The sequence below is a fragment of the uncultured Cardiobacterium sp. genome, from assembly GCF_938028185.1.
GTDB lineage: Bacteria > Pseudomonadota > Gammaproteobacteria > Cardiobacteriales > Cardiobacteriaceae > Cardiobacterium.
In genome coordinates this window covers 1-6,532 of record NZ_CALJAH010000238.1, presented here as the reverse complement: position 1 = coordinate 6,532, position 6,532 = coordinate 1, and the positions used below count along the sequence as shown (strand labels likewise).

Genomic DNA, 6,532 nt, shown 5'->3' with positions numbered 1-6,532 from the left:
CCTTTCAAGCGAGAAGAAATCCATGAGATTCCCCCTAACTACCTTATTGCTGTTCGTGGCTTTTCTACATCGTTAAGCAAGCTAGATAGAGCCAATTATAAGTTTTTTCAAAAATTCGTCTTCAATACAGAAGAATGTAAAAATTATCCGCAGAACCAGCAAGCGTGTGATGCAAAAATGAATATTGAAACTTTTGGATGGGCACCGCTGGATTCACGCAAGACCAAGAAAGATTTGTTACCAACAGATGCTTTTTATTACAGTACACCTACCCATTTTGTTAATACTGAAAAAACAGTAGGGTATATCGTAAATAATTTTGACATAGCCACACGCTCTTGGTCTTCTTCTTATATCGTACACCCAGACGGTATGCCTATTCCGGGAATTCAACGTGAGCATTCTTATTCTTTTAATATTCATACTGTCTCAATTCCAATCGATATACAGGGAAAAACTTATACCTTATCAACGTTTTCTGATTTTAGAAAAATTGATAATCATGTTAAAAAACGAAAAAAGAATTTAGACTATACAGTCCATTTGGATGAATACTGGTTTGGCTCCGATGATATTAATCCATTTAACCTTTGTAAACTCCATTTTCAACTAAAGAGGTAGATAACCATGACCATTACTATAAACCGTATTGCAGACAGGACTGCTTTCCTTGATGCTTTCCGTAACATGATGGCCAGCATAGAAGAGAGCAAGCGTAATATTTATTTTGACCATATTGGCATTCCTACTACTGGTATTGGTTTCAACTTGGCCGAAGAAAGTACAATAAAAGCAATTGTCAAGGCAATGATAGAGATTAGAAATGACAATACTCCTGGTCAAGATGATATTGCTACTAATGATTATACTATAAATAGAATTATCCCTGATGGATTTCCTGCCAATTTTCAAACAACAAATGCGACCAGACAGGAAACAGTGAAGAACACCATTCTTGCAAACTGGAATACTATCAGGGCAAGGATAGATCCGGCTTTTTATCCGGAACAGACTGAATTTGATCTAATAGCAGGCAGGACGGAAACCATCAATAATCCTGATGGAACAACGACAACAGAAAAACCTCTTCTTTATGAAGAAATTACTAACAAAGCGTTTAGTAATATCATTGCAAACAGTGAAGGGATACTGGCTGACCAGCTTGTTAACTTGGCAGGCCTTACAGGAGACAATTACTCCTATGAAAGACTGACGCTACTCTCCCTGAAATATAACTCCGGGGTGGGAAATGGTAATTTGGTTGGTCCAAACTTGATTAATGCTCTTGAAACTGGCGACCGTTTCCGTGCATGGTTTGAAATTCGCTATAACAGCAATAAAGATAATGTAGCCGGACACCAAAAACGTCGCTATTACGAATCCGAGCTATTTGGCTTGTTTAATGACCGCAATAATCCTAGTGAAGATGAAATCAATAATATTATTGATACCTTGGGAAAGAGAATACCTGGGGCATCGAAGACGTATCTGCAAAAAATTATAGAAAGAGAAAACGCATTTGAGCAATACATCGAAAGCAACGCTGCTGCCAATGCAAAACATGATTACCAAGGACTGCCTTTTGCCAATCAGATAGCTCATATTGGTGAAGCATTCAGACCGCTTGCCCATGAGTTGATGCGACGCTATTTACCGGATGATTTGCCTGAAGGCATGAGGGCAGAGCTTGAAGCAATGGTTATCAATGGTCATGTCTTGCCCGGTATTACTAATGGTAATAACAATAACACTATTGCAATCAGGCCTTACGCGACGGCTCCAGGATTAACACCAATTGGCTGGATTCCTGAAGAAGCCAAAACCAACCTGTTGGTTGCTTTGGAAAGAGAAAATACAAACGACCAAGGCAACTTCACAGCACCCGCGAATGAAGACCCTACACTTTCTTACAGGCAAAATACTTTTGTCGGCAATGTCGGTAACGACATCATGATTGGCGGTGATAATACAGACACCATGAATGGTAAGGCCGGAAATGATATTCTCATTGGCAGGGCGGGTGATGATACATTGAATGGCGGTGATGGAGAAGATAAGCTTGTTGGTGGTATCGGTAATGACACATTGAATGGTGGCAATCAAAACGATACACTGAATGGCGGTGCTGGCAATGACACGCTAAATGGTGGCAGCGGCGAAGATACCCTGATTGGCGGTGCAGGAAGAGACACCCTGAAAGGTGGCGAAGGGAAAGATACCTATATCTTCGAGAAATTTGAAGATATTGACAATGATGAAATTACTGACCCGGATGGAGGCATTATCAAATATGGCAACCAGCGACTTGGAGACAAGGACATCGAATACAAGGGAGCCAATACCTGGACTGACGGGAATTTTACTTTTGTGTTATCCCACATAAAAACGAAGACGCAAACTGCAGATTTGCAAATTACCGTTACTGAAAATGGTCAATCAAGAAGTTTTACTATCAAAGACTGGAAATACACCATGCAAAAATGGTCGTATTACAGCAGGGGTGAACTGCCTGAAGACCTCGATTTTGAGGAGTATTATGGCGCTTTCGGCATTACCCTGAAAAAATCTGTGAGCGGCATCCACACCGAAAACGAAATCCGTGGCGATCAGGTCGCGCCGTTCAAATCCGATGGCAAGACGTATAACTGGGAAGCCACGCAATGGAACTACGAAAACGGACAGTTGATCGGTGGCAAGAAAGAGGCAGGTTTTAATGATGTGCTGCGTGGTACGGAAGGACGCGATTATATCCGGGGCTTTGGCGGCAATGATGCCATTGAGGGTGGTGCAGGCCGCGATGTTTTGGAAGGCGGCGAAGGTGGTGATCTGCTCGTTGGCGGTTATGGCTCGGATTATCTCTATGGCGGTAATGGCAATGATGTCCTCTTTGCCACCGGTAGGCTGGAAACAGATCTGAAACGGATACGGGCAGGGGAAACTGCCAGCAGTTCTATGAATGGACTTCCTCTCTTTACAGATGGCTCGGTTTGGGGGGCGTATGGCTATAAAGTTGTCGGAGTTATATCCGGTCTTGATACGGACTCGGATTCCGTGCATAAAACTGATGAGACCAATACCCGTGGTGATACTTTGGTTGGCGGACAAGGCAAAGATACTCTGGTAGGCAGTCAGGAAAATGATACCCTTTATGGTGACGAACAGAGTCCCGCTTCTCAGGAGGACAAAAGCCAGGGAGATATTGATACTATTTATGGCAAGGGTGGCAATGATGTAATTTATGGCGGCCCCGGTGATGATGTCTTGTGTGGAGACGGCGATACGAATGATGTAGGAACTTCAAATTCCTATTTCACCAAAATGCCCGATGATGCGCGACCCGGTAACGATATTATTCATGGAAATGCCGGTAATGACACCATTTTTGGTTGTGAGGGTAATGACATTGTCCATGGCGATGAGGATGATGATATTTTGCGCGGCAACGATGGTAATGACTATCTGGATGGTGGCGAAGGCAATGATACGGTTTGGGGGGATAATGGCGACGATATGCTGCATGGTGGTGATGGCGATGACTGGCTGAGTGGAGATCATGCCAGAATAGACGATTTAGGCACGAAAACCGGTAATGATATTATCTATGGTGGTGCCGGAAAGGATACGCTCCTGGGTGGGTACGGAAATGACCAATTACATGGTGGTGACAACAATGACCACTTATTTCCCGGCCCCGGCAATGATTATATGACCGGAGGTACGGGCAATGATGTCTTCCATATTTACCGGGAAGGCATGGAACACAAGGTTATTTCCGATTTTGGTGATTGGGATGTCATTTTCTTGCGGGATACCCGGCTGGACGATTATATGTTGTCGCAATCGGGCAATGATTTGTTGATGATACTGAAAAGCGGCGAGGGTCAGCTTCTTGTAAAAAATTATTTTTCTTTGGCACCCGATGCACCGAGTTCCATTGCCGAGATGGGCGGGCAATCGCTGTTGCAGCCACAGGAAATTTTTAACCGTATCAAGGCGCAGGCGCCGCAATCCGGCGAAGAACAGTCGCAGGATGAAAATGCGGATTCTGCTATCGCGGATAATGCCGCACAGCCGCAAGCGGAAGATGCTGCTGCCGATCAAGCGCATCATGCTCAACCGGAGCCGCCGACTGCGGCATTGCAGGAATCTGCCCCGCCACAACCGCTGATGTCGGCGGAAGGCAATCCGTTTGCCGCCGCATCGCCCGTGATGGAGCCGCTGCTCAATCTGGATCATGCCCATGCGGGTAGCCGCGATGCGCATTCGCCCGCAGCGGATATGGCACCCTCGCTTACGCTGCGCGATGAAATGCAACTGCCGCAGTGGGGCGATTTGCTCGCCGACACAGGCGAACACGTAACGCTGGTTGCGCCATTGGCGGCTCATGCACCGTTGCATGAACAGCACGATGACGAACACCACGCGCCCGCCGATGCAGCGCTCCGGCACGTGCCGCTTGCAGACAGCACGCAGCATTTGCTGGATCACTGGCAGCATCAATCCGGTCTGTTGTAAGTCGTCGCCCTGAAAAAAATCCCGCCAACGTGCGGGATTTTTTATGGCCGCCTTGCCAAAAATATACATACACCAAAGCGGCAAACCTGTATGTAAACCTGCAAACCCGCGCCGTTGCCGCGTTTTGTTACACCAGTCGCAAAAACGTGGTGAACCCCTTATGATGAAAGATAAAATTTACCTTAACAAAAGGACATTTCATCCCGCCAAACCCGTAATGGAGACCCGCCATGCACCACCCTGCCCAATCCGCCGTGCTCGCGGCCGCCATCCTCCTTGCCTGCCATGCTCACGCGCAAGAAAGCGAGAGCCTGCAAACCATCACCGTCAAGAGCGACCGCGACAACACCCGCACCGAGGACGTCAATTCCTACACCACCTCGGCGATGCGCACCACCACCGGCCTCACCCTCTCGCCGCGCGAAACGCCGCAGTCGGTGAGCGTCATCACCAAAACCCAGCTCAATGACCAAGGGCTGACCACCATCGAAGACGCGCTGCGCACCACCACCGGGGTGAACGTCACCCGCCACGGCACCCGCACCGTGTACCAGTCGCGCGGCTTCTTTATCGAACAAATCGAAGAAGACGGCATCAGCAACACCATCGGCGCGCCGGGCGTCACCGGCAACCCCTTCCGCGACCCGAAACAGCAAATGGATTTGGCGCTCTACGACCACATCGAAGTGGTGCGCGGCGCGACCGGGCTGACCCAGGCGAACAGCGAACCGGGCGGCACCATCAACGCGGTGCGCAAAAAACCGACCGACAACACCCAAATCCGCGCCGACGCCATTGCCGACCGTTTCGACAAAGTGCGCGCCACTGGCGACGTCTCCGGCACGCTGAACGAACCATGGGGCTTGCGTGGCCGCGTCGTTGCCGTCGGCGAACACGACGACAGCTTCAAGCGCCACGTCGATGGCAGCAACGGCCTGCTCTACGGCGTACTCGACCAAAAACTGGGCGACAACACCAAACTCACCCTCGGCGGCTACTACCAGAACCAGCACGACACCCCCGACCCGAACGGCCTGCCGCTCTCTGAAGATGGCAGCGACCTGCGCCTGCCGCGCAAAACCTTCCTCGGCGCCAACTGGAACGAAGGCAAATTCCGCAAACGCGGCGCCTTCCTCGAACTCGAACACGAAATCAACGACGACTGGCGCGTCAGCAGCAAACTCGACTACAAACGCACCAACGCCGGACAGAACTACGCCTCACTCGCCGGCGGCGGCAAACTCGGCGGCGGCGCGAAAAAAGACGGCACCCTGCCGCTCGATGGCATCGAACACTACGACCACAGCGGCAAACAGTTCGCCTTCCAGACCAACCTCAACGGCAGCTTCAACGCCCTCGGCCACAGCCACGACCTCTTCCTCACCTACAGCTACAACCGCGAAAAAACCGACGTGCGCGGAATGTCAATGAACACGAGCGACGCCAAATACAACATCTATACCTGGCGTGGCGACGAAATCCCGCGCCCGGACTGGAGCCACCCCGACGACCGCAACAGCAGCAACAATTACTACACCACGCACGGCATCAGCGGCGGTCTGCGCATCAACCCGACCGATAACCTGCACCTCCTCGCCGGCACGCGCTACACCCATTGGAAACGCAACTGGGGCTGGCATTACGACCTGAGCGACGGCAAAGCCGACAGCCGCGCCGACCGCATCATCGACACCCGCAAAAGCCGCTTCGTGCCGTACCTTGGCGTCACCTACGACCTTGACCCGCACAACAGCCTCTACGCCAGCTACACCAGCATCTTCAAATACAACAGCAACGTCAGCAAAACCGGCGGCAACCTCCCGGCGACACTGGGCAACAACATCGAAGTCGGCTGGAAAGGCGAATGGTACGACGGCGACCTGAACGCCACCGTCGCCCTCTACCAAATCAACCAAAAAAACACCGCCGTCAACAGTGGCAAACGCCTCGATGACGGCACCAAACGCTTCTACTTCGAGCCGATGACACTAAAAAGCCAGGTGGTGTCCTAAAATGT

3 protein-coding genes are annotated in these 6,532 nt (G+C 50.1%); all 3 read left to right on the top strand.

Annotated elements, in window-relative coordinates:
• On the top strand, positions 1–621 hold a 621-nt coding region (locus Q0349_RS06895; protein ID WP_298080140.1), incomplete at its 5' end, for a hypothetical protein.
• 6 nt (positions 622–627) lie between these two features.
• Entirely contained in the window at positions 628–4,515 is a 3,888-nt protein-coding gene (locus tag Q0349_RS06890) for a hypothetical protein (protein WP_298080139.1), read from the top strand.
• A gap of 230 nt (positions 4,516–4,745) precedes the next feature.
• On the top strand, positions 4,746–6,527 hold the full coding sequence (locus tag Q0349_RS06885; protein ID WP_298080138.1) for a TonB-dependent siderophore receptor: 1,782 nt from the start codon (positions 4,746–4,748) through the stop codon (positions 6,525–6,527).
• Positions 6,528–6,532 lie beyond the last annotated feature (5 nt).

Excerpts from the sequence above, each read along its gene's own strand:
- Q0349_RS06890 (WP_298080139.1), top strand. The coding sequence starts at position 628 with ATGACCATTACTATAAACCGTATTGCAGACAGGACTGCTTTCCTTGAT.
- Q0349_RS06885 (WP_298080138.1), top strand. The coding sequence starts at position 4,746 with ATGCACCACCCTGCCCAATCCGCCGTGCTCGCGGCCGCCATCCTCCTT.